Origin of the sequence: Gillisia marina (assembly GCF_000258765.1) — a bacterium.
Lineage (GTDB): Bacteria > Bacteroidota > Bacteroidia > Flavobacteriales > Flavobacteriaceae > Gillisia > Gillisia marina.
The window spans coordinates 1-25,145 of sequence record NZ_AJLT01000007.1 but is presented as its reverse complement, the minus strand read 5'-3'; the positions used below and the strand labels follow the sequence as shown (position 1 = coordinate 25,145).

Annotated in this window: 26 protein-coding genes and 1 pseudogene; 20 read left to right on the top strand and 7 right to left on the bottom strand. The window is 33.6% G+C overall.

From position 1 onward, the window contains the following. On the top strand, positions 1-541 hold a 541-nt coding region (locus ON07_RS02395), incomplete at its 5' end, for a sodium:calcium antiporter (protein WP_010227893.1). A 188-nt stretch (positions 542-729) separates the two neighbouring features. On the opposite strand, the gene ON07_RS02390 is transcribed toward ON07_RS02395, so the two are convergent. Beyond that, positions 730-1,485, bottom strand: a complete 756-nt coding sequence (locus tag ON07_RS02390; RefSeq protein WP_010227892.1) for a CPBP family intramembrane metalloprotease — start codon at positions 1,483-1,485, stop codon at positions 730-732. A gap of 271 nt (positions 1,486-1,756) precedes the next feature. Here ON07_RS02390 and ON07_RS02385 point away from each other — a divergent pair, with 271 nt between their 5' ends. The 3 genes from ON07_RS02385 (at position 1,757) to ON07_RS02375 (ending at position 5,085) form a co-directional block, all read left to right on the top strand. Beyond that, complete coding sequence (locus ON07_RS02385; RefSeq protein ID WP_237708836.1) at positions 1,757-2,122, top strand: hypothetical protein; 366 nt, start codon at positions 1,757-1,759, stop codon at positions 2,120-2,122. Positions 2,123-2,305: 183 nt separating this feature from the next. After that, positions 2,306-3,382, top strand: a complete 1,077-nt coding sequence (locus tag ON07_RS02380; protein WP_010227890.1) for a serine hydrolase domain-containing protein — start codon at positions 2,306-2,308, stop codon at positions 3,380-3,382. A 221-nt stretch (positions 3,383-3,603) separates the two neighbouring features. Then, the gene (locus ON07_RS02375) at positions 3,604-5,085 is read left to right on the top strand and encodes an FAD-dependent oxidoreductase (protein WP_010227888.1); all 1,482 of its coding nucleotides are present in this window, start codon (positions 3,604-3,606) and stop codon (positions 5,083-5,085) included. Between the two features lie 112 nt (positions 5,086-5,197). On the opposite strand, the pseudogene ON07_RS14250 reads toward ON07_RS02375, so the two are convergent. Next, positions 5,198-5,814 (bottom strand): annotated as a pseudogene (locus ON07_RS14250) (SAM-dependent methyltransferase). Between the two features lie 177 nt (positions 5,815-5,991). Then, the gene (locus ON07_RS02365) at positions 5,992-6,666 is read right to left on the bottom strand and encodes a TetR/AcrR family transcriptional regulator (RefSeq protein ID WP_010227886.1); all 675 of its coding nucleotides are present in this window, start codon (positions 6,664-6,666) and stop codon (positions 5,992-5,994) included. Positions 6,667-6,847: 181 nt separating this feature from the next. Here ON07_RS02365 and ON07_RS02360 point away from each other — a divergent pair, with 181 nt between their 5' ends. The 6 genes from ON07_RS02360 (at position 6,848) to miaE (ending at position 13,641) form a co-directional block, all read left to right on the top strand. Beyond that, positions 6,848-8,428, top strand: a complete 1,581-nt coding sequence (locus ON07_RS02360; RefSeq protein ID WP_010227884.1) for a SulP family inorganic anion transporter — start codon at positions 6,848-6,850, stop codon at positions 8,426-8,428. A gap of 28 nt (positions 8,429-8,456) precedes the next feature. After that, positions 8,457-9,086 (top strand): carbonic anhydrase family protein, encoded by a 630-nt coding sequence (locus ON07_RS02355; protein WP_010227882.1) that lies wholly within the window; start codon positions 8,457-8,459, stop codon positions 9,084-9,086. Positions 9,087-9,103: 17 nt separating this feature from the next. Further along, complete coding sequence (locus ON07_RS02350; protein WP_010227880.1) at positions 9,104-9,787, top strand: DUF2490 domain-containing protein; 684 nt, start codon at positions 9,104-9,106, stop codon at positions 9,785-9,787. A 189-nt stretch (positions 9,788-9,976) separates the two neighbouring features. Further along, a complete protein-coding gene (locus ON07_RS02345) occupies positions 9,977-11,821 on the top strand; it encodes a PLP-dependent aminotransferase family protein (protein ID WP_010227877.1) in 1,845 nt (614 codons plus the stop codon). 296 nt (positions 11,822-12,117) lie between these two features. Beyond that, positions 12,118-12,801, top strand: a complete 684-nt coding sequence (locus tag ON07_RS02340) for a class I SAM-dependent methyltransferase (protein ID WP_010227876.1) — start codon at positions 12,118-12,120, stop codon at positions 12,799-12,801. A 258-nt stretch (positions 12,802-13,059) separates the two neighbouring features. Then, on the top strand, positions 13,060-13,641 hold the full coding sequence (gene miaE, locus ON07_RS02335) for a tRNA-(ms[2]io[6]A)-hydroxylase (RefSeq protein ID WP_010227873.1): 582 nt from the start codon (positions 13,060-13,062) through the stop codon (positions 13,639-13,641). Between the two features lie 95 nt (positions 13,642-13,736). Here the strand turns inward: miaE and ON07_RS02330 are convergent, their stop codons facing one another. Beyond that, on the bottom strand, positions 13,737-14,282 hold the full coding sequence (locus ON07_RS02330; protein ID WP_010227872.1) for an ester cyclase: 546 nt from the start codon (positions 14,280-14,282) through the stop codon (positions 13,737-13,739). 237 nt (positions 14,283-14,519) lie between these two features. On the opposite strand from ON07_RS02330, the gene ON07_RS02325 reads away from it, so the two are divergent. Continuing rightward, positions 14,520-15,065, top strand: a complete 546-nt coding sequence (locus ON07_RS02325) for a VOC family protein (RefSeq protein ID WP_010227870.1) — start codon at positions 14,520-14,522, stop codon at positions 15,063-15,065. A 183-nt stretch (positions 15,066-15,248) separates the two neighbouring features. Here the strand turns inward: ON07_RS02325 and ON07_RS02320 are convergent, their stop codons facing one another. Further along, positions 15,249-15,428: a hypothetical protein gene (locus ON07_RS02320; protein WP_029331350.1), complete on the bottom strand. Its 180-nt coding sequence runs from the start codon at positions 15,426-15,428 to the stop codon at positions 15,249-15,251. A 538-nt stretch (positions 15,429-15,966) separates the two neighbouring features. Here ON07_RS02320 and ON07_RS02315 point away from each other — a divergent pair. Beyond that, the gene (locus ON07_RS02315; RefSeq protein WP_029331348.1) at positions 15,967-16,602 is read left to right on the top strand and encodes a DEAD/DEAH box helicase; all 636 of its coding nucleotides are present in this window, start codon (positions 15,967-15,969) and stop codon (positions 16,600-16,602) included. Positions 16,603-16,607: 5 nt separating this feature from the next. On the opposite strand, the gene ON07_RS02310 is transcribed toward ON07_RS02315, so the two are convergent. Further along, positions 16,608-16,985 (bottom strand): hypothetical protein, encoded by a 378-nt coding sequence (locus ON07_RS02310; RefSeq protein WP_155807115.1) that lies wholly within the window; start codon positions 16,983-16,985, stop codon positions 16,608-16,610. A gap of 105 nt (positions 16,986-17,090) precedes the next feature. Next, positions 17,091-17,429: an ArsR/SmtB family transcription factor gene (locus tag ON07_RS02305; protein WP_010227864.1), complete on the bottom strand. Its 339-nt coding sequence runs from the start codon at positions 17,427-17,429 to the stop codon at positions 17,091-17,093. A 197-nt stretch (positions 17,430-17,626) separates the two neighbouring features. Here ON07_RS02305 and ON07_RS02300 point away from each other — a divergent pair, with 197 nt between their 5' ends. From ON07_RS02300 to ON07_RS02270, 8 genes are all read left to right on the top strand, one after another. Beyond that, complete coding sequence (locus ON07_RS02300; protein WP_010227862.1) at positions 17,627-18,460, top strand: phosphate ABC transporter substrate-binding protein; 834 nt, start codon at positions 17,627-17,629, stop codon at positions 18,458-18,460. Beyond that, positions 18,444-19,316, top strand: coding sequence for a phosphate ABC transporter permease subunit PstC (gene pstC / locus ON07_RS02295; RefSeq protein WP_010227861.1), 873 nt, complete (start codon positions 18,444-18,446; stop codon positions 19,314-19,316). The genes ON07_RS02300 and pstC overlap by 17 nt, the downstream gene beginning before the upstream one ends. After that, positions 19,309-20,157, top strand: coding sequence for a phosphate ABC transporter permease PstA (gene pstA / locus ON07_RS02290; RefSeq protein WP_010227859.1), 849 nt, complete (start codon positions 19,309-19,311; stop codon positions 20,155-20,157). The genes pstC and pstA overlap by 8 nt, the downstream gene beginning before the upstream one ends. After that, entirely contained in the window at positions 20,154-20,966 is an 813-nt protein-coding gene (locus ON07_RS02285; protein ID WP_010227857.1) for a phosphate ABC transporter ATP-binding protein, read from the top strand. Before pstA ends, ON07_RS02285 begins: the two co-directional genes overlap by 4 nt. Before the next feature lie 209 nt (positions 20,967-21,175). Next, positions 21,176-22,183 carry an amidohydrolase family protein gene (locus tag ON07_RS14245; RefSeq protein ID WP_237708835.1) on the top strand — a complete coding sequence of 336 codons (1,008 nt, stop codon included), beginning with the start codon at positions 21,176-21,178 and terminating at the stop codon, positions 22,181-22,183. 34 nt (positions 22,184-22,217) lie between these two features. Further along, positions 22,218-22,574, top strand: coding sequence for an amidohydrolase family protein (locus ON07_RS16890; RefSeq protein ID WP_237708834.1), 357 nt, complete (start codon positions 22,218-22,220; stop codon positions 22,572-22,574). A 26-nt stretch (positions 22,575-22,600) separates the two neighbouring features. After that, positions 22,601-23,194 (top strand): GNAT family N-acetyltransferase, encoded by a 594-nt coding sequence (locus ON07_RS02275; protein ID WP_010227855.1) that lies wholly within the window; start codon positions 22,601-22,603, stop codon positions 23,192-23,194. Between the two features lie 883 nt (positions 23,195-24,077). Beyond that, complete coding sequence (locus ON07_RS02270; RefSeq protein ID WP_202799488.1) at positions 24,078-24,887, top strand: alpha/beta fold hydrolase; 810 nt, start codon at positions 24,078-24,080, stop codon at positions 24,885-24,887. Positions 24,888-25,145 lie beyond the last annotated feature (258 nt).

The window sequence follows — 25,145 nt, the reverse complement described above, 5'->3', positions numbered from 1 at the left end:
CATAGGTTTTGCTGCGTTTTTGTATTATGTATTTAATCAAATGAAAAGAGAAGACAATATTGCAGTTTCCTACCAGCACAAATCAAATTTTAAATTCTGGGGATTAATATTATTAGGTTTTACGGGGCTAATCATTGGAGGTCAATTGGTTGTTGATAATGGCATATTGATAGCAACAAATTTGGGAGTAAGTGAAAAAATTATTGGTTTGACAATTATTGCCGCAGGAACATCTTTGCCAGAATTAGTAACATCAATTGTGGCAGCTACTAAGAAAAATAGTGATATCGCGATTGGAAATGTCATTGGTTCGAATATTTTTAATATTCTGTTAATATTATCTGTAAGTTCATTCATCAATCCAATTTCGTACAACCAAAACTTTAATTTAGACATTGCTATTTTATTAGGAGGAACACTTTTTCTTTTTATGGCTATGTTTACAGGAAAACGAAAGAGACTTGATAGATGGGAATCTGCTTTATTATTAAGCTTCTATTTAATTTATACATTCTATCTAGTGTGGAAAGAAACACAATAAAAACGCACCACAACATCGTTTAACAGCAAATATCGGGCATTCTAGTGAAAAGTGTTATTTTAGAGACCAAATAAAAACCAACTAAGCCGACAGTCCCGATAGCTATCGGGAGCGTCCCTACACCACGCTACTTTTTTAATCAAGACCGTTAGCCAACATTAAATTCATAAAACAACTAACCAATTTAGTTAAATTAAATCTTTGGCGAACAAAAAGGACGCACTAAAACCTAATAAGTTATTTGACATATGTAAAAGTAGTGGATACTGAAACCCATAAGACACTCTAATATACCCATATATAATGGCGCTCATTAATTGTGGTAATGTTAAAATGGGAAGCAAGAGAACATTTGTCCAGCTTATCTCATATTTAGAGTAATGCATCCAGGCAAAAACCAAACAGGAAATATAATAAATACTTCGAAAGTGCAGAGCCCAGAATTCACTTAAGGCGGTTTTTAATGATTTAATATTCATTATTGGATAAAGAACTATTCCCAATGAAACAGAAATAACGACTCTTAGTAAAAAACTTTCATCTACAGCGCTAAATTTAGTATGAAAAATAAGTTTAGTCAGAATATAATAGCAAAACACACTTGATGTCAAAGCCAAATAATGAGGTTTAAATCTTAATGAAAGTCTAAAAAGTACTTCTTCAAGAAATGGAAGAATTACTACTCCTACTAATAATAGTATAATTGGAGTAAAACGTTCGGACATATTTTCATTTTGGATATTTTCCGGATCATAAATAACTGCAAAAAATAAAACAACAGGAATCAAGAATAGCATCTTTATAAATAACAAGCCTATAGTATCATATATTTTTTGTTTCGTGGATTTAGTAAGGTTTCTGTTAGTGTTAGGGTTTTTAACGAAGTTGAAAATTTCTTTAAATAATGAAATGTAATATTTAGGCTTGATTAATGGGTAATTCATATACTTTGTTTAAACTGAAGACGATTGAGACAAGCATTTGTTACTAAGAATAAAAAACGTTGGCTAACATCGGTTACCAGCAAACAGCGTGCATTCTGGTGAAAAGTGTTATTTTAGTAACTCATTAACAATTAACAAAACTAACAAGAAGACCTCCCCACTCCACGCTATTAGATAAGAGAAAAATTGAAGCAAAAAGATGAATGAAAAGTTTAATGATATATTGAAATTAGCCCGCGTTGAGCTAGTCATTATACCAATTTTTATTCTTTTGAAATATATAAGGCCTTATGCATTGGCAAGTGAATTGTCTGATTTCTTTAAGATCCTTCTATTATCGTTACCTAATTTCTTCGAAGCAATTATTGGAACAATAAGTTTAACCGGAATATTCTTAATATTAAACGATCAACTAAACAAAAGATACCAAATAAAAGTAATTATAATATATACTGTAGCAGTGACATTAGCGGGGATTTATGTTTTTGCTCAGGAACTTAAGATCATAAAGCTTAGAAGAAACACAACATTTGATCCTAATGATTTAATATTTTCTGTAATTGGCTTGATAATCGGGTTCTTAATTATCTCATTAATCAAACCACGTATTCAAATAAATTCTATGCTAAAATCTTAATTCTTTTCAGAAAATTACAGCTAACAACCTTCCTGAAGGCAATAACAAGCATTTCGTTGAAAAGTGATATTTTAGACAGTAAGCTACAAACATCAGGATCAATATTATTCTCGCAAAAAAAAAACGTGATTAATGATATGTCACAGTAAGTAATTTTTATCGTCCTTAATAGTAAAGATTCCAATGAATAAAAATCTACAGACTCTATTTCTAGTAATTAGCTATCTCATCACTATAAATAGCGCTTTCTCACAAAGTGAATTTACTCTTGAACATATTGATCCTGCGGAGAAAAACTTTTCAAAGAACAAACTTGATTCCTTAGATATCTTTTTGAAGAATGCAGGTTCTTCCTCTTTGCTTATTCTAGTAGATGGTAAAATTGTACATGAATGGGGAAATATCAATAAAAAGCACCTCATCCATTCAATTAGAAAAACATTATTAAACTCCTTGTATGGCATATTTATAGAAAATGGAACTATAGACACGACTCTAACTTTAAAAGAACTTAAAATCGATGATATTGAACCTCGATTAAGTGAATTGGAAAAATCTGCAACTATCACAGATTTATTAAAGTCGAGATCTGGAATATATCATAATGCAGCGGCAGTCTCTGAAGGAATGCTAAAAAACAGACCCGAAAGAGGCAGTCGCAAACCAAATGAATTCTATTACTATAACAATTGGGATTTTAATACTCTTGGATTTATTCTAGAAAAACTAACCGGTGAGAGTATCTACAAACTTTTCTACGAGCATATTGCTCAACCTTTGAATATGGACTATTGTAATAATTACATAACGGTTGAGAACCCAAGTGAAAATTGGAACATTCCAGATGTCGATGGATTTTATCAATATGAAACTAATAATTCGAAATTTCCTGCCTATCACTTCAGATTATCTTCGAAAGATTTAGCTTTATTCGGACAATTATATTTACAAGAAGGATTATGGGAAGGAAAGCAAATAATTCCAAAAAAATGGATTGAAGTTTCTACAAAACCATATTCAATTACAAACAAATATTATGGGATTGGGTACGGAATGTTATGGAACGTGTTAATTCCAACGGAAAATAGACCAAGTAAATCATTTTATCATACTGGCACAGGAGTTCATATGTTAGGCATCTATCCGGGATCAGGATTAGTTTTGGTACATCGCGTAGATACAGAAAAGGATTATAATTTTAATGAAGAAGATTTTTACAAAATGATATCCTTGGTTTGGGGTTCAAAACAAGATGAATAATAAAAAAATATTTTCAAAAAAGCCAAAATTTCTGTCATGCGAACTTCTATTAGAATGTTCTCCTTGATTTTTATAATCTGCTAAATCTTTTTTAGTTTAGCTTTGCAGAAATAAAATAAAATAAAAAAAAAGGCTTCAGCTTTGTGCTTTTCTTAAAATCTATCGATTTTCCGCACAACACAAATCTTAGTCAAAACCTTCGGCTAAGTATTTTCTTATAAATGGAAGTCAAAATCAATTTAAACAAAAAGGAAACGGTAGAAATTGAAAAGACAAACTGGGCAATTTGCCCGGAATGTAAGGGTCGTGGCAAAAAAAGACGGAGGCTACGTAAAAAAGTGAAACTTCGTTACCAGCTAGCCGTCGATCAATTTAAAAAATCAAATGCTGTAGGGCCGGCTCCTGTTCGTCCCAAAGGTCACTTATATTTATGCTTAAATTGTAAGGGATCGGGATTAATAGCTTCTCCTATCCCAACTATAGCCGATAAAGAAAACTATCCACATGTTGCTATTATTGGTGGAGGCATAGGCGGTGTAGCGCTTGCAGTGGCTTGCTTGCATCGAAGCATACCCTTTACACTTTACGAACGTGATGGCAGCTTCAATGCTAGATCTCAAGGTTACGGACTCACTTTGCAGCAGGCTAGTAAAGCAATTGAAGCGTTTGGGATTTGCTCATTAGAAAAAGGAGTAATTTCAACAAGACATGTAGTTCATACTTCTGAAGGTAAAGTGATTGGTGAATGGGGCAATAGAAAGTGGATACAATCGGATGTAAAAAAGTCTCCGAAACGCTCAAATATTCATATCTCCCGACAATCCTTGCGTTTAGCGCTCCTTGATCAACTTGGTGGCCATGATATGGTACAGTGGGGGCATCAGTTGGTAGGCTTTAAGCAATCTAATGATGGGAATATTGATCTTAATTTTCAAGTGAATGGAGAAATAAAGCATTCCAAGGCAGATTTTGTTGTTGGAGCCGATGGTATTCGAAGCTCCGTCCGAAAATTGCTAATTGGTGAAAATAATACACCCTTACGTTATCTTGGGTGTATTGTGATATTAGGTATTTGTCCTTTAAAGGCTCTAAAAGATCTTGATCACCCCTTATTAGACTCGGCCACAGTATTTCAAACCGCCAATGGTGTTGAACGTATATATATGATGCCCTACACCACAGATTCGGTGATGTGGCAACTTAGTTTTCCAATGCTAGAAAAGGATGCAAAATTATTAAGTGAGCGAGGAGTTTCAGCACTTAAAGAAGAAGCCTGTAGAAGAGTTCAATGGCATGATCCCATACCTCAGATTTTAAATGCGACTTTGGATTCTCATATTTCTGGTTACCCGGTTTATGATCGTGAATTACTAGAACCAGAAATGTTAAACAAAAATGGCCCAATAACCTTAATTGGAGACGCGGCTCACCCAATGAGTCCGTTTAAAGGTCAAGGAGCTAATCAAGCATTACTAGATGCACTAGCACTAGCTCGAGGAATCTCGAGAGGCTGCAGACCCTTATCTAAATGGAGAGAAGTTGGAGTGAGAAAAAGTGTGTTAACTGAATTTGAAACTGAAATGTTAGAACGCAGTGCTTCTAAAGTGAAAGATTCAGCTGAGGCTGCGAACTTTTTACATTCTGATATTGTCCTTCGTGAAGCTGATGAGCCGAGAGGAAGATTTCTTAAGACAAAGTGTTGAATTACTATTTAGCTTATCTAGTTAGTTCTATTTTTAAACAGAAATTATAAGTACTAGCATCATTAGAGTTAGAACTCTTAATTTTTATTCAGAAGAAAAAATTAAACAAAATTTAAAAAAGCTTATAAAGTGTAGTTACTATAAGCCCTTTATCATCGTTTAAATTAACAGCGTGTATTTGTAGTTCTTCTTTGATCTTAAAATTAAACGGTGGAGCTAATGGGTTTACTCCACTTTGCTTTTTCATCCTATTCCCCTGTCCTGAAATAATATCTTTATTGGTCTCAAAAACCCCATCAGGGATATGCTCTGTTAAAATAACGTATTTAAAATCAGCTAATTTATTAAGGATGATTTGAATTTCTACATTCGATAAATGCTGCAAGACTTGTCTTAAAATAGCACAATCCCCGGAAGGCAACTCATCTACTGCGATATCCAAACATTGGAACTCTAGATTTTCTTCTTTAAATTTTTCCTTGTTATAGTTAATCAGTTCTCCTACAATATCTACGGCAACATATTTCTTGGTATACTTAACAAATTCTTTTCCAACATTAAAATCGCCACAGCTAGATCACATAAGGTAATGGGACTTTTAAATGAAGTTAAAAATGATGTTATTACATCTACATATGGAGTTACTATTTCTGGGTTATGTGAACCTTCTCCTGAATAAAATTCCGATCTATTACCACCCCAAAGATTCAATTCATAAACCTGTGCCATAGCATCTTTTGTTGGCCAAGGCTTTTTTGATTTATGTGCGCTTTTTTTTTTATCATTTTAAGGCCCGTAATGAACTAAAGAAAATATCTAACCATCAAATAAGCTAATTACAGTATCAATTATAATCTTCTGCTTAATCGAAAGAAATGTTCTGTAAAGAACTAATTTTGAAAACTATTAAGACAATAACTTTTCAGCAAAATAATTCAACATAATTTCAACTTCATCCACGTTATTCTCATTAACCGATATATCTGTTAATCTTGGAAGGTGTTTCGCAAAATAAATATGATTGTTGGACATTTCAAAAAGATTAGTTGCTAAGGCATAAGGGTATTCAAACTTCGGATTGATTTCCGATATCACATTAGATACCGAGGTAGCTAAATTTTTGTAGCTTGTGAAAAAACCTTTGGAGTTCTCTGCATCCACTTCCTTTGTGTGGTATGCTTTTACTCCTTCAGAAATCACAATATTATGGAGTTTACTTTCATTAACATAATCTACTCCCGGGTTATCTTTTGATGCAAAAACGAAAGAATGTATAATGACCTTAAGTTTCAATCTAGCATCGCTTAAATTCAACGTATTTATTTGAATAAGATAACTCACCCACTCCAAATACCAATTAACCAGAAATATTAATAATAAATGTTTATTCTCAAAATAGCGATAAATGGAAGCTTCGGTAGACCCAATACGCTCCGCTAGTTTTTTAAAAGTAAAGGATTCGAAGCCACACTCATCAATTAAGATAATACTATGCTGAATTATATTTTTCCCAAGTTTTGAGTCCTGCGGATCTTTTAAATATAGTCCATCATTTAAAGTAAATCTTATCTGTAAACTCATTTGTATCGGTATGTAAAATTAGGTTCGAAGTTAATGAACTCCTAAACAAGTCCTAATTAAATGTCAAATGTACAAAAGCAAAACAATTTTTTGTGATAGTATTACTATCATTTCAGAAAAGTATAATTATATTCGCGCTGAAATTTGTTAACCCCAATAAAACAGAGCTATGAGTAAATCTATGTTTTCCCACTTAAAAAGTGATATTCCATCCAGTATTGTAGTATTTTTCGTTGCTTTACCCCTATGTTTAGGTATAGCCTTAGCTAGTGGGGCACCACTATTTTCAGGTTTGATCGCTGGAATTATTGGTGGTATTGTCGTAGGCGCATTAAGCGGATCCAAAATTGGAGTAAGCGGCCCAGCAGCTGGACTTGCTGCCATCGTATTAACTGCCATAGGAACTTTAGGAGGTTTTGAAAATTTTCTACTGGCAGTGGTTTTAGGAGGTGCAATCCAATTACTTTTTGGTGTTTTAAAGGCAGGAATAATTGGATATTATTTTCCATCGTCTGTAATAAAAGGAATGCTTACAGGGATTGGAATCATCATTATTCTCAAACAAATTCCACACTTTTTTGGGTACGATGCAGATCCACAAGGGGATTTTGCCTTTCTGCAAGTAGATGGAGAGAACACCTTCTCTGAAATTTTTAAAATGGTGAATTATATTCGACCAGGCTCTGCATTGATTGGTGCTATTGCGTTATCAATTTTATTGCTATGGGATAAGGTATTATCGAAAAAATCTAAAGTTTTCCAAGTTATTCAAGGACCTTTAGTAGCAGTAGCTGCAGGTATTATTTTTTATATGATTACAAAAACTAATGATGCATTGGCAATTTCGAAAGCGCATTTGGTTAGTGTACCTGTCCCAGATAGTGTTTCTTCATTCTTAGGGCAATTTAGTTTCCCAAATTTTGGAGCAATTACAAATCATGAAGTTTGGGTTGTTGCATTTACCATTGCTCTTGTTGCAAGTTTAGAAACTTTATTATGTGTGGAAGCAACAGATAAATTAGATCCGCACAAAAATGTAACCCCTACAAACAGAGAATTATTGGCTCAGGGAACAGGAAATATTCTTTCCGGAATGATTGGTGGGTTGCCAATTACTCAGGTAATCGTAAGAAGTTCTGCAAATATTCAATCCGGAGGAAGAACTAAACTATCAGCGATTATACACGGATTTTTACTATTAATATCAGTAATGGTAATACCAACGCTACTAAATATGATTCCACTTTCTGTATTAGCTGCCATCTTATTAATCGTAGGATATAAATTAGCAAAACCGGCACTTTTTAAAAAAATGTACGATTTGGGTTGGAAACAATCTATTCCCTTCACCGTAACGGTTTTAGGAATTGTTTTTATTGATTTGCTTTACGGAATTGGTTTAGGATTAGCAGTAGGAATTGTAGTTATACTCATAAAAAGCTACCAAAACTCACACTTTCTACATAAGGAAGTTCAAGACAATGGTGATAGAAAGATTAAAATGACACTTGCCGAAGAGGTTACCTTCTTTAACAAAGGTGCAATTCTAAAGGAATTAGAGAGCTTACCTAAAGATTCTAGATTAGAATTGGATGTAAGAAACACTAGGTATTTAGATAATGATATTATTGAAATTCTGGAAGATTTTGTAATCAAAGCAAAAGAGCGAAATATAACTATAAGCCTAATTTCTCAGCGCGGCGTTTTTGAAAATCCTCCAAGTTATATTCAGTTTTTCAAACTAAGACCAACAACAGCATAGAATAATTATATATTTTAAAATAACTATTATGAAAGCACATACAAAGGAATCACAAGCAACAATGACCCCGGAAAAAGCATTAAATGTTTTAAGAGAAGGGAATGTTAGATTTCAGAATAATTTAAAAGCGAACAGAGACCTTTTGGAGCAGGTAAATGATACAAGCAATGGGCAATTTCCTTTTGCAACAGTCTTAAGCTGTATAGATTCAAGAGTTTCATCCGAGTTAATTTTCGATCAAGGATTAGGAGATGTTTTTAGTGTACGTATTGCAGGTAATTTTGTAAACGAAGATATTTTAGGAAGTATGGAATTTGGCTGCAAACTGGCAGGAACTAAACTAATTGTTGTTCTAGGACATACAGCATGTGGAGCAGTGAAAGGTGCATGTGACGATGCCAAGCTTGGTAATTTAACCAAGATGTTAGCTAAAATTAAACCTGCAGTAGATGCAGTTAAGGAGCCACAAGATGCAAGTAAACGAAATTCCTCCAATTCAGAATTTGTAGATCATGTATCAGCGAAAAATGTGCAACTTACTATCGATAGAATTTTGAGTGAAAGTGATGTTCTTGCAGAAATGCATAAGGATGGAGAGATCAAAATTATAGGTGCCATGTATGATATCAAAAATGGCTCAGTAAATTTTTATGAATAGATTAAAATTAAAAAGTAATGCACAAGATTAAATTGAATTTCAGAATAAAAATACTGGCATTAACGCTAGGATTGATGTTTTCTAGTTTAGCTCAAGCCCAAGAAAGTAATCTGGGTAATTGGTTGATATATATAGGAAATAAGAAGATCGATCAAAAATGGAATATCCATCACGAAGTACAGTATAGAAACTACGATGCTATTGGTGATTTGGAACAGTTATTATTAAGAACGGGATTAGGCTATACTTTTAATGAGGGTACTAACAATTTCTTAGTTGGTTATGGTTATATTTTATCTGAAAATTACATTGCTGACAGCAACGATAAAGTATCGGTTAATGAGCATCGAATTTTTCAACAACTTACTTCTAAGCAAAAAATAGGGTTTGTAAAGTTAAATCATCGCTACCGTTTTGAACAGCGTTTTGTGGAAGATGATTATAAAATGCGTTTTCGATATTTTTTAGGCTTAAATATTCCAGTACTGAAAAAGGATGAAGAAACCGAAAAAATCTATCTCTCTGCCTACAACGAAATCTTTTTAAACACCGAGTCTTCTGTATTCGATAGAAATAGATTATACGGTGGTGTTGGGTATCATCTGAATAAGAATTTAAGATTAGAATTGGGTTATATGAATCAATTTTTTGAAAATTCTAATCGCGACCAAATTAATATAATAGCTTTCCTGAATTTTTAGATTTTAGGCTATTTCATCAATAAGTAACATCTATAAATTGTAGATGTCTTGAATGCTCTCTTGAAAAATGAAATTTCCAAGATGATTTGATCAACTCGATCTTTAGTTAGGTATGTGACAAAACGTCTTGGAATACTTCTGAAATCAACTTAATTAATGCATATTTTTGCCATTTAAAAGATGGGAAGTATGAAAGACAATAAAATTCTAAGTTATATTAAAGATGTAGTAGAGAATATGCCAACTGATTGGTTAAATCTAACTACGCATCGATTAGATATTTATAATGAAGAATTAGCGAAATCTCAATTCTTAGAGCAGTTTGAGGTTTTATTTAATGAGAATAATTCAGAAACATCTGCACTCCATGAACTACCTACAGCTTACGACTATATTAGGTTAGGGCATCCTTTATCTTCTGTTTTGGAGTGGGTTATTGGAAAGTTAAATGATCTAAAACCGGAAAATGTAATAAGTTTTTCGTCTAAGACTGTACCTATTTTAGCTGTTTTAAGGAAAAATTTGTTAGATAATAGAAATACTCAAATAGCATATACTGGCGAATTGCCAGATTTTTTTGATGCTGAATTAATAAAGCATGTTTACGGCTATCATTTTAATTTACTAAAAGTTGATACTATTGAAGAGATTCCTTCATTTGATGGCAGTACCATCTTCATTTCGCAACAAGATGAAATTGGCAAATTAAATTTACATGCTAATATCGATTTTCATATAAGTCTTCATGGACATCTTGGAAGTGTTTTATTAGTAAATGGGGAGCAAAATGAAAGCTATATTTCAGATATTCAGCATGTTCGAAGGAGAGAAACCATTGCAATGACTCCGGCCAACTGTCTAGCTGCATTAAGGTCTTTAGCAGAGGATTCTTCAGTTAAAATTGAGAATAGAAATACTGAGGCCAATAAGAAAAGTGTCTCAAATTCGGTTAAAAAAATTACCGGTACAACTACCAAGACTCTGGTTGGTTCAAGTGGACTATCTATTCAATATGCAATTATGATGGGTCTGATTCATGATGCACTGGACAAACATAAGGGGAAAGATATCAAATTTATTGTTCCTCCTAATTGCTATGGTGGAACAAACGACCAAGCAAGGCGTGTTGCTGCTTGCCTTGATCATGTTGAAATTGTTGATTTACCGGTGGATGGTGATAATGATATGGTAAATAGTATTGATACTGTTTTAACCAAAATTGCTCATGCCGATGCCGTTCCATACATAATTGCCGAAATCCCAACCAACCCAAGGGTGGAAGTTCCAGATCTTACTCAATTAAAAGAAGTTTTAAGTAAGGAGCGTAAAACTGCAACTGGTGAGATTGCTATAGATCCTGTTTTTATTTTAGACCAAACATTTTGTCCTAATAGACTCTTTTTAGGTGAAGGTGAAGTATTGTCTACAGTTAGAACGATTTCTTATGTGAGCGGATCTAAATTCCCTAGTGGTGGACAATGTACTGCCGGCTATTGCGTAGGAAATGATAAAACCGATACGTTATTGGAAAAAATAGAAAAGCACCTCCTACTTTGTGATAATGAAGCTACAGATCTCCAGTACGAAATCTTAGCAAAGCAATTACCTTCTATGAATCAAAGGATTAGTGATGCTTATAAGAATACACGTGAATTTGTAAGCTTTATCAACGAAACTTTACCATCTGCGAAAATTAATTTTGTTTCAGAAGAGTTAGCTGCACAGGGATTTACACCATCGGTATTTTCGTTAGATCTACCCACTAAGGGTGAAACTTCTGAAGAAAAAGAGAACTACAAGAGAGCCCTAAATCTTAAATTAATCAATTTAATGATTACTGAAATTCCAGACGAAAGCAAATATTGTGTTAGTTACGGGCAATTAAAAGGCTGCTATTGGACGATCCCTGCAACATCTACGCAAGGAACAACTAAAGAGGGAGACAAGGATTATATTGTTCGTGCCTCACTTTCTCCAAATTTAGATCTTGAACTTCATAAAAAAGTCTTTTTAGATTTTGCTGAAAGTATTTAAATACGTTGGGAGGTATTAATCGCCTCTCAACATATTTCATTTATTGCGTGTTTACGTTGTAATTGATAAAGTATGCTCCAAACTCATATAATACTACGGCCTAATAGTAGATACTATATTGAAATATAGTATTTTAAAAACGTTATAATGTTCAGTAATTAGTCCAAATATTTCTTAGCAAGCCAATTTAATAAGAGTCTAAAACACATCGATTTATTTAATTGATTAATTGTTATATATTTATTGTAAGTATTTCATTATCAATGATAAAATACTACTTGTAAATATATTCACTAATGGAAAGAGAGAAAAACATAGCCTTAGAATTTGATGATTTTTCTAAAAATTATACCAATGATATGATTGGCTGTGTGCCACATTATTTGCAATTAGTTTCAAGTTTTGAAAAACACCTTCCTAAGAATTTTAGGCCAAATTCTATTCTTGACCTTGGTTGTGGGAATGGCAATATTACAGCGCAACTAATTCCTTCTTTTCCAAATGCAACTTATACTCTTGTAGATGCCTCTACCCAAATGATTGATCTTTGTCGGAATCAGTTCAAAGATTATAATATTACTTATTCCAATAAGTATTTCAAGGATTTTATATTTAATAGTGAAAGTTACGACCTAATTGTTGCCGGATTTAGCCTCCATCATTGTGATAATCTAGAGAAACAATCTATTTTTAAGAAGATATATGCTGCTTTAAAAAAAGGAGGAATATTTGCCTATTGCGATCTAATGATAAATAAAACCAATCCGGATCATCCATTACTACTTGAGGAATGGAAAAAGTTTGTAAATAAAAGTTTCCCGGATGGTGAAAAATGGAATTGGATGCAAGAACACTATGAGGCTTTTGACAAACCATCAGATTATCAAGAACAACTAGAATGGTTGAAAGGTGCTGGTTTTCAAAACATTCAAATTCCATTTAATAAAGAATATTGGGTATATCTTCAAGCTGTTAAATAGCATCTATTTCATCTGTTTGGTAGTTTTTCAGAAGTAACTATTTCAGAGTGCATGTCCTAGAGTTCACATTAGATATAGCTATTCTCGTTTCCTAACATTTCAATTTATATAAGACACCATTTTCTACAGGATCCTTTTTAACCATGTATAAATTTTATATTTTGTAATTGCTTCAGTAAATATTTTGGAAACATATTAACCTTAGAAATTTAAAACGACTATAATAATGTCTTTGAGTATCTTTATAAAAAATTAAAAATGCTTCATCTTAAATTAGAGACAGATCCTCGTTGGGTAAACATTGTGGAATCCAATATTGAAGAAATACTTACCGATCATGCTTGGTGCGAACAGAAAGCTGCTACCAATGCTATCACTATTATCACCTTGAACTCTGAATATCCAGATCTCGTTACAGAATTATTAGAACTGGCAAAAGAAGAATTAGAGCATTTTGAAATGGTTCACGAAATCATTAAAAAGAGAGGATTCAAACTTGGGCGCGAACGTAAGGACAGTTATGTAAACGAACTTTATAAATTTATGAATAAAGGTGGGAGTAGGTTAAATTCTATGGTAGATAGACTCCTATTTTCTGCAATGATAGAAGCACGAAGTTGTGAACGATTTAAACTTCTCTCCAAAGAAATTAAGGATCCTGAATTATCTAAATTTTATCATGATCTCATGATAAGCGAAGCCGGCCATTATACAACTTTTATAACATTTGCACGCAAATATGGAAAAGATATCGACGTTGATAAACGCTGGAAAGAACTTGTGGAGTTTGAAGGTGAGATGATTAAGAGTTACGGAAAACATGAAACTATTCATGGTTAAGAATTAAAACTCTTACATCTTCCGAAAAAATTAATCACTAAAATTTGAAATCTATGACTAGCATAGCTCATTCTTATTTTTCAAATTCTATTTAATTATTCCTTTGCTTCTACAATACTATATCCTGTTTGGCCGAAAATTGCAAAAGTATCCCAATAAGAATCGTCTTCTACTATTTTTCCATCTTCAAGAGTAAAAATTGAAACTCCAACAATATCGTTAAAAGCCTTCCCATTCCCTTTAACTCCGGCCAACTCCCCGGTAAAAGTACCATCTACCGACCAGTGAACAATTACTTTATCTCCAAGGATCTCATATCGTTCAAGATCCAAAGTCATATCTGGGTATGCATTATTAATTGCTGCTAATTCTTGAGACAGCTCTTCAGCACTTTTACTTGTTCCACCTGGGCTTATTCTCGTGAAATTATCAGCATAAACAGTTCCTATTAAATTGGGGTCTTTCTTTTCCCAAAGGGCATCAGCTCTATCCCAAAGATCTTTAAAATCTGCTTCAGATAGTTCGGTTTCTAAATTGTCCACTACAATTTCTTCTTGTTTTGGCTGCTCCTTACATCCATATGTGAACAATAAGCAGACTGTCATCATTAGTATCCAGGTAATTGGCTTTACTCGTATCATTATTAGAAAGTTTAAATTAATTAGACTCTAAGTTAATTAAATTCATTTCAAATAACTGAATATCAACCTATTAATATTTTTAAAAATTCGAATTTTTAATATAGATTTTCTAAAATAAATACAAATTTCTAAAAAAATTGTATTTTTAATTATTCCAAGAAATTAAACCTAACTACTCCTTTTTCTTGGTATTACCATATCCCTTTAAATTTCAACCAATAATTTTAAAAAGATAAAATGAAAGTTCTCTTTAAATTACTGTTTATTTTTATCCTTCTTGTAAGCTGTAATTCCGATTCCAAAAAAGAAGATACCCAGAAAATTGAATTAAATAATTCCCAACCTAAAACAACTATTATGAATGATACCACACCAAAAGTTACCGGAATAGGCGGAATTTTCTTTAAATCTGAAAATCCACAACAAGCAAGGGAATGGTATGGAAAACATTTAGGTTTGGCGATAGATGATTATGGATCTGCTTTTGAATTTAGAAACGCTAACAGAGCCGAAGAAATAAATTATCTAAGATGGAGTCCTTTTGAAGATTCAACAGATTATTTTAATCCTTCCACAAAAGATTTTATGATTAACTATAGAGTTCAAAATATTGAAGCTCTTGTAAAGCAACTCAAAGAAAATGGAGTGAACGTAGTAGATGAGATCACAGAATTTGAATATGGTAAATTTGTGCATCTTATGGATCTTGAAGGTAATAAAATCGAATTGTGGGAACCCATAGACAGCTTCTTTACTGAAATGGGAGGAGAAACTACCAAATAAATTCTGAAGCCAGTAAATAGATCTTATATCGTGAAAAAAAATCAGTTTTCACAAATCACCTTAATTTTCCGAACGCTACAATTTTCGCTTATTACTTTAAATTTTGGACATGAAAGTACATTCCAAAAAAATTCATTTTTGAAAATTGAACTGTTCCTATTGAGAATTCTTCAGAATCAATAATTAAGAATGGTCTACTGGCTCATAAGAGATCTGAGATGAAGACGTTTCTTGAGGAGCTTTGATCTCCACTTTATTCGATTCATAATCGGCATTAGCATCGCTTCTAGACTTCATCCAACTAATAAGGACTAAAGAAGCTACAACTGCAACTGCGATAATTCTAAGTAATTGATTTTTCATATTTGTTAATTTTTGGTTACATATCTATAGCCATTAACAAACAAAATAGGTAGTATTAAATCGGTATTCGGAAAGTAAATTTGAGGACATCAGCATTAAAAAATCATTCTTAATGGTTGATAATCAAATATATAAAAATTATTCAGGGATTACAACCAATAGTACAATCGATTATCCATTAATTAAAAATTGTGCATAAGTTCTAAAGTAAAATGACTTAATCTTTAAATTTAGTACCAAGACTTCAATATTAAAAAATCTCTATTTTCAGTAATAACAGGTGTTATAAAGTGCTAATTATTTAATTACTAACAAGCTATATAAATTCAAACACCTAAAAAAATATGGTAGGTTATTAACAAAATAGGCGTGTTCTTGACCAATTTCTCTCATCTTCGTACTTAATTCTATATGATTTTAAAGAAATATTTTAAAATTACCGGAACTAGCTTTCCGCCAGTAATCAGGTGAACTTCATAATTTGGTTGTACTTTTGAACCAAATTAAAAAGACTAAATTTCTTCATTCCATATAAACCATAAGCGCATGCCATTTAAAAAAACTAAACGCACCTCTAAAAGAAGCCCTTGAACGTCTAGAAATTGTAACCCCAACTCCATTTCAGAAAAAAAGTATTTCAAAAATAAAGAGTGGAGCTAATTTTTATGGAATCGCTCCAGAAGGCGCAGGTAAAACAACTGCCATGATTATAAGCACCATTCAAAAACTTAAGTCGGAAGCATATATGGATGCTCCTAGAGCTTTAATCTACGTTAAGGATAAAGAATCGGCCTTGGCTCTGGAGGAAAAATTTAAGGCGTTTACAAGATATATGGACCTTAGAATATACTGCGCCTACGATGAGCAAAATATAGATCATCAAAAAGACGATATTTATTATGGAATGGATATCGTTATTGCCACTCCTAGTAGAATAAATAAACTCTTTTCTATAACTGGTATTCATTTAGGGGAGCTACAATTATTGATATTAGAGGATGCTGAAATTTTGGTTAAGCGGAGCTTTAATCAGGATATATACAGAATTACCCAAAGTATTAATAAATGTCAATATTTGGTATTCGCAGAAAGCTGGGACGCTCGTCTGGAAAAACTACAGGATACTTTCATGACCAATGCAGTAAAAGTGACCATAAAAGAAACTTCTTCTTAAGAAACCTAAGCGCACGAAACTGTGACATTATGGTTATGAGCATCTGCAGATGTAGATACCACAGAAATTTGATTATTGGATTTTAAGGTATTAAACTGGCTTTCTGTAATTGTAACGTTGTGTGAATGTACAGAACTACCCTGGATAGAATATGTTTTTTCTACAGCAGCATTTACATCTTCTCTAGAAACCGTTAAGGTATGGCCATGATTTGCACTAATTGCGGTATTTGTACCATTTTGAACACAATTTCCCATGGGGTTAGGGTTTGGATTCGGATTTGGGTTAGGGTTTGGACTTCCACCACCATCATCTCCGGAACTAGAACAACCAAGTAAATAATATACTGGTAAGCTTAACAAAAGAACCTCTGAAGTTTTCAAAATAAATGTTTTACGGTCCATAATTATAGATTTAAAAAACACTTATTAAGTTAAGAAAATTCAGTCAAAATTCATATTAAAACACTGATTAATAGTGTTTTACAATTAGCAACAATTTCTTTTAGGCCTCTCCGGCATTATTTTATATTTGAATCTCTCAAAAAGCAAAAAAACTCGTTCTAACTGATTCCATTCCACACAATATAACGATTGTGCACCAAATTGCTTTCTACAAATTAATCCAGCCACCATTAACTCTTTTAAGTGTTGGGATACCGTTGGCTGCGACAATGGTAATTCTGCAACTATCTCTTTACAGGTCCTATCTTTATGCTTAAATAGGAGTTCTATGATCATAATCCTTGCTGGATGAGAAAAGGCTTTTGCCAAATCTGCCATTTCCAAAACTTTGTTAGTATATGCTTCATTTTTACGTATCGCCATTCTTAATCGTATTTATACAATGATACTTAATTAATTTCTAAATATGCTTAAAATTAAATTAGCATGAAATTCACAAACCATTCATAGCGCATCCTCGTATATGTTATAATTGTAATTATACAATGATAAAAAAATATAAATCCAACAATGTTTATAAATCTTTTAGTTCTTTACATTACTAAAACCAAAACCTGTTTATGAAAAGTACTCATGCCCTAATTGTCTTTTTAATATGTATTATTTTTACCTCTTGCGAAAAGAAGCAAGCTATAAACATTGCCGGTAGCACATCGGTGCTTCCAATTATATCGATTGCTGCGGAAGAATTCAGAAAAAACAATCCAGAACTTAATATTATCGTTAATGAAGGAGGATCTGGAGTTGGAGTAAATCAATTAGGTGAAGGAAAAATAGATATCGGGATGGTCTCCAGAGATATTACTCAGGAGGAAATTAGTACTTATCCAAACGTAACATTCAATCCAATCTCTATAGGAAAAGATGCTGTTGTTCCTGTTATTTCTTCTGAAATATATAATGCCGGAATCACTTCGCTAACATTAGAAGAAATAGCTAAAATCTACCGCGGAGAAGTTAGAAATTGGAGTGAACTTGGCGGTCCAGATAAGGAAATCCTTGTAATAGATAAGGAAGCTTCCAGAGGAACCAGACATGTTTTTATGGAAATTGTTATGGGTGATAAGGAGGCTATTGCTGAAGGTGCAGACCTTGTACTTGGTTCTAACAATGAAGAACAAACCGCTATCGTGCAAAGCGATGCTGCCATTGGAATGCTCTCCAATGCATGGCTAAATGACAACGTAAAAGGTTTAAATATCAAAATGTTGGATGGAAGCATAATAGAATCAAGCTTAAAAAATATTATCGATAATAAATTTCCAATTACAAGAGATCTATTAATTGTTACAAATGGCAAGCCGGCGGGAGCTGTTAAGGATTTTATTGAGTATCTTTTGAGTTCTGAAGGACAAAAAATAGTGGAAGAAGCTGGTTATGTTAGGATCAACTAGTAAGATTGGAAAATACTATGTTTATGGAAGCACTTTAATTAGTGCTTTTATTGTTTTTTTAATCTTTACAATTCTGATTATAAGTAGTTGGGATGCAATTACTACTGTAGGCTTAGATCTACTTAAATTTCAATGGAATCCTGCAACCGGGGAATTTGGAATTATTCCTATGTTATTTGGAACTTTAGTGGTCACCTTTATAGCACTTCTTATCGCAGTGCCTTTAGGAATTTATACAGCAATTTTTACAAGCGAAATATTACCTTCAAAATATCGATTTATTGTTAAATCTTTATTAGAGCTTCTAGCAGGAATTCCGTCCATTATTTTTGGTTTAATTGGAATTGCATTCTTTAGTATTTGGGTTCAAAATATCTTCGATTTACAATCTGGGAGAACCATTTTTACGGCAGGAATTTTACTATCAATAATGATCCTTCCAACTATTATTACACTTACCGATGATGCTTTTCATAATATCCCCGATAAGTATCGAGAAACAGCTAAGGGACTTGGATTATATAAATTTGAAATTATTAAAGAAATTTTACTTCCAATTGCAAAACCAGATCTTAAAGGAGCCATTCTGTTGGCCTTCGGAAGGGCTCTTGGTGAAACGATGGCAGTAATGCTTGTTATTGGAAGCATAGATAGAATCCCTAGTCCTATCTATAATTGGCTTTCTCCGGGGCAAACCATTACCTCTAAATTAGGGAGAGAAATCGCTGAAACCTCTTTTGGATCTGTACATTTTAGTGCTATGATTTTTATGGGATTATTGCTTTTTATTATAGTTCTTATTCTTACAATATTATCTCAAAATTCTTTAAAATCTAACAGGAGGTTGTATGAATAGAAAGCTGAAAAACAACCTGTTCTATACATCGGTAGGTGTTGCAGTTTTGGTATGCGCGCTTATACTTTTTTTTCTATTCGGAATAATCATCTGGAACGGGTTACCCGCAATTTCGTTAGATTTTCTAACCAATTCTTCATCAGATTTTGGAGCGACGGGCGGGATTGTTTATCAAATCTTCGGAAGCATACTCCTAATTGTTTTTGCAGCGTTAATTTGCTTACCAATCGCCCTAGGGACTGCCATTTATAAGAGTGAGTATTTGAAGAATGAAACAGCAAACAAATTAATTAATACGCTCATTTATAGCTTAAATGGGATTCCTTCAGTTATTTTTGGAATATTCGGACTCATATTTTTCGTAAACCTCTTGAATATGGGAATTTCCTGGTTTGTAGGTTCCATCATATTATCAATGATGATACTTCCCACCGTAACATTATCCACATATCAATCCATAAATAGCATTCCTACAGTTTACAGGGAAAGCTCTTCAGCATTAGGCCTTAATAAATGGCAAGTTATTGTACAGGTACTCTTACCACAAGGTTTTAGTGGTGCTATTACTGGTCTATTAATTGGTGTGGCCAGAGCAATTGGAGAAACCGCACCAATTATGTTTATTGCCACAGCATTCTCGGGTGTGAAATTACCTAGTTCCTTTTTGGAACCGGTTTCTACCTTACCAACCCATATTTTAGCGCTTGCACAACAGGCTACAAATCCGGCAGCACTACAAAATGCATGGGGCTCAAGTTTAGTTTTGGTTATACTTGTTATAATTTTTAGTATCTCGGCACTTTTCATTAGATTAAGACACCAAACCATATCAAAAAGATGATGGCAGAAAAAGCATTAAAACCGAATTTATCTGTAGTTGGAAAAACTCAGAATGAAATCATTGAAATCAAGAAATTTCAGGTATGGATCAATGAAAATCATATTTTAGATAATATAGAGCTCAAGATTCCAAAAAATGAAATCACCTGTATTATTGGGCCATCAGGAAGTGGAAAATCGACGCTTATAAGAAGTATCAATAGAATTAATGATGAAGTTTCAGGAATAAATACACAAGGAGAGATCTGTTTTAACGGATTATCCATTAACGAAAAAGATGTAGATGTAGCGCAACTAAGATCCAAAATAGGGATGGTGTTTCAAAAGCCTTGTATTTTTCCGAAGTCTATAAAAGAGAATGTGCTCTTCGGAATTCAACATCTTAAAAAACTCAGCAAGCTTGAAAAGCTGCAAATTGCTGAAGAAAATTTAAAAGCGGTTTCCCTTTGGAAAGAGGTTGCACATAGATTAAATGATAAAGCCATTTCACTATCTATCGGGCAGCAACAACGCTTATGCATTGCACGAACATTGGCTATAAAACCGGAAGTTATTTTGCTGGATGAGCCTACTTCTTCCTTAGATCCGGTGTCTACAAGGGCTATTGAAGATATGATGGTAAAATTAAAGGAAGAGTACACTATAATATTTGTTACCCATAATATCCAACAAGCAAAAAGAATCGCAGATAATCTGGTGTTCATTTGTGATGGAAAATTAATTGAACAAGGTTCGGCTGCAAAGATCCTCTCCTGCCCTACAGATCCTCAGACTAAAGCATATTTAAGGGATGAGTACTGCGATTGCTAATTCTGATCTTAAGGACTTTGGTTATTGTCAGTTCAAGAAGTAGAAATGTCAGGTTGAGCGTCCCAATGCCTCGGGAGAAACCTTTTTTCAGTTGAAAATATATGAAATATATTCGGACGTATAAAACGAAATGTTTCAACTGTTTGAAAAGCAAAAAATGAAGTATTAAAAATTGAATGTACTTTTATACCAACCATTACTTATAAAGCATGAAGAATTTACTAAGATTTCTTTTTATTATAATCCTTTTTAGCTCCTGTAATTCTAAAATCACTAAACATTTCGATTTAATTATCACGAACGCAACAATTATTGATGTGCTGGGAGATACACTATCCCATTCTCAATTAATAGCGATCTCGAACGATACAATAAGATTGGTAGACAACATGTCTAATTTGGATACGTATAAAGCTGATAAAACTCTGGATGCAGAAAACAAATTCGTAATGCCTGGTTTATGGGATAATCATGTTCATTTTCGGGGAGGTGACACCTTAGTTGAAGAAAATAAAAAATTACTGCCATTATTCTTAGCTTATGGAATAACGAATGTGCGAGATGCCGGCGGAGATCTCACTCCCAGTGTATTAAAATGGAGACAACAAATAGCTAAAAAGGAATTGGACGGACCAACAATTTTTACTTCAGGTCCAAAATTAGATGGAATTAAACCAGCCTGGCCCGGTTCCATAATTGTAGAAAGTAGAGAAGATGTAAAATCGGCGTTGGATTCTCTAGAAATTCTGAAGGTCGATTATGTTAAGATGTATGACGGTAGTTTAAAAAAAGATGTTTTTTATGAGATCATAAAACAAGCTGAAACTCGTGGATTAAAAACAACAGGTCACATGCCTTTAAGTGCCGATATAGTTACAGCTACAGAGCTCGGATTGGATGGTACAGAACATATGTATTATTTAATAAAAGCTGGTTCTCCGCTGGCTGATAGTCTTACGCAAACCAACCCAACCTATGGCATGTTTCCCGAGATAATAGAATCCTATGACGCGAATTTAGCCAAGACTATTTTTGAAAAATTAGCTTCAAAAAATGCCTTTATTACACCTACTCTTCATATAGGTAAGGTACTTTCTGAGTTAACAGAAATAGATCATAAAAATGATAGTCTTTTAAATTATATAAGTCCTGGAATTCAGAAAACGTATCAGGGAAGAGTAGCTACCGCTAAAAAAAGCAAAATCAGATGGAAATAACTCCAGATCTCAATTAGGGCAATTAGCTGAGGAAATGATTGTTCCCTTGTATGAGTCGGGTGTTAAAGTTTTAGCAGGTTCAGATTCCGGTGCATTTAATTCTTTCGTTTATCCAGGGGAATCTTTGCATTTAGAATTACAAAGTTTAGTTGCCGCTGGACTTACACCCCAACAAGCACTTATCACTTCAATAATAAACGGTCCTGAATTCTTTGGATTGAGCGAATTTTATGGCAGTATTTCTGAAAATAAAATAGCCAATATCATAATTCTGGATAAAAACCCATTAGAAAACATAGAAAACCTTACTACTAATAGAGCAACGATTATTAAAGGAAAAATTTATGATAAGCAAATGTTAGCTGCTATGCTGAAGGATATGAAAAATTAATTTCAAAATTTAATTTAAACACTCCAATGGAATTTGAAAATGAAATCATTTTAGAGAATGAGAATGTCTTATTAAGACCATTGAAAAAAGAGGATAGTTCCCTTTTAAAAGAATTTTCTCTTAATGAGCCAGAGCTTTGGAAATATTCTTTGACGCCTGCTGGTGGCTTAAAAAATCTTGAGAATTATATCAATTTGGCATTGAAGGAGAAAGAACTAAAAACTTCATATCCATTTATTGTAGTAGACAAACGCACTAATAAAATCGCAGGATCAACCCGATTTTACGATTATAGAAAAGTCCACAAAACTGTTCAGCTTGGTTATACTTGGTATGGTAAAGAGTTTCAAGGCACTGGATTAAATAAAAATTGTAAATTTTTATTGCTTGAGTATGCTTTCGAAAAGATGAAGCTCGAACGTGTAGAATTTAGAGCTGATGCCAAAAATGCTAGAAGTATTACAGCTATGAAAAGTATTGGCTGTGTAGAAGAAGGAATCCTCCGAAATAACTGTACCGCTCCCATTGGTCGTAGGGATAGTATTGTATTGAGTATTCTAAAAGATGAGTGGTTTGATAACGTGAAATACGCTTTGAAAGAAAAATGTAGTCAAAAATAAATTTAATCTTATCTTAAATTTATTTTTGACTACATTTTTCACTTCTCATCACTCACTTCTCAATTCTATTTTTGCGTCCCACTACGGCTGCGCCTTGTGCCGGGCTTTCCGCGCTACACGGTAGCTTGCTCCAATCCCTGGCCGAGTATCATAGATACATTTTTTTAAATTAGAGTAGAAATAACCCATTCTCACAATCATTCTTTGAATCTATTTCTTTAGAAATGTAAACTTCTAGACATAAAAAACCCCCTTCATACTAGATATGAAGAGTTTTGTGTTGAATTTTATTTAAACAAAAAAAGCACCTATCTTGCGATAAGTGCTTTCAAAAAAAAGGCGACGACATACTCTCCCACGCGGATGCAGTACTCCCGAAGCATCGGGACGCTACCGGGCTTAACTTCTTTGTTCAGATTCGGTTTTTCAGGTCGGAAGACTGCTTTTGCAAATCCGGTAGGATTGGGTGAAATCGTAACCTTTTCCTTTGCTGTTTTTGCGGAATTTATAGGGTCCGTATTGGTAATTTAGGCCTTGGAACCAGGTTGATTGTGATAACCCTAGTTAATCATGCATGTTCTAGATAGTTTTGGGGTACAAGAGTTACCATTACTTTATTTAACCAACTATGTTTTGCTCTTTTTCACACATAGCCGGAAGTACTCTCTGGATAAGTATTTTTTTTTTAAAATATAACTGCTTTAAAATCCCTAAATTATACGTAAATAACTTAATGAAAACGACGGTTCACCTTTTATCTAAAAAAGTGCCGAAATTATGCTGGAAAACCCAGAATTCGAATAAGTAATTTAAATTGTCCACTTAAGATTACTCCCTTATGGTCTTGTGATAAGTACAATTTTTTAATTTTTAAATGCTGAAAATGAATAGTAAAAAAATTGGTAAAGGAAAACCATTATTAATGATTCACGGATTGGGAGGAAGTGTGCACTCCTTTGATACTATCCTGGAGGATCTCTCCAAATACAGGGAAGTAATTTTGGTTGACCTCCCTGGTTTTGGAGAAACACCGCCCCTTGAAAAAAAAGCGACTATAGGAAGTCTGGCCGATGCAGTAGCTGATTTCCTGAAAACCGAAAATCTTGTTGGTATAGATGCAGTGGGTACTTCTATGGGTGCCAGGCTGGTATTGGAACTTGCAAGGCGTGGCGGAATTTTAGGAGCTGTAATTTCCCTGGACCCCGGAGGTTTTTGGGAAGGTTGGGAAAAACATGTGTTTTATTCTTCTATTAAAACTTCAATAGGGTTAATCCGGTTTTTACATCCTGAAATCCCCAAAATTATTAAGAGCGATATTGGAAGAAGATTATTACTGTTCCAATTTTCATCCCAGCCCAAAAAGTTGCCGCCTGAAGTAGCTATTCAGGAGTTGAATGATTATGTAAACTCACAATCTTTTGATGAACTGCTTTATACATTGGTGTATGGTGAAAAACAAAAAGGCCTTCCTGAAAATAGCCTTAAAAAACCTCTCGTTATAGGCTGGGGAAAACAGGATAAAGTTTGTTTTACCCGCCAGGCAAATCGTGCTTTAAGTGCCTTTCCCGATGCAACGTTGCATTGGTTCGATAACTGCGGACATTTTCCGCATTGGGATAAACCGAAGGAAACCATAGAACTTATTTTAAAATATACAGGTGGGGAGGAGCAGTTTACTAATATCCAGGATTGATTCCTTCACTTTATCGCATAAGAAAAACCCCCGTCGTAAGATGAAGGGTTTTCAAAAAAAAGCGACGACATACTCTCCCACAAAAATGAAGTACTCCCGACGCATCTGGACGCCAACGGGCTAAATAACTTCCTTGTTCAGAATGGGAAGAGGTGAGCCCCAATGGCCCGGGTGGGGCAACCCATCACTTGAATGGTTTAACCAAAAAACCCCCTGCACAAAAGATGCAGGGGGTTTTTAAAATTGTTGTAAACAAAA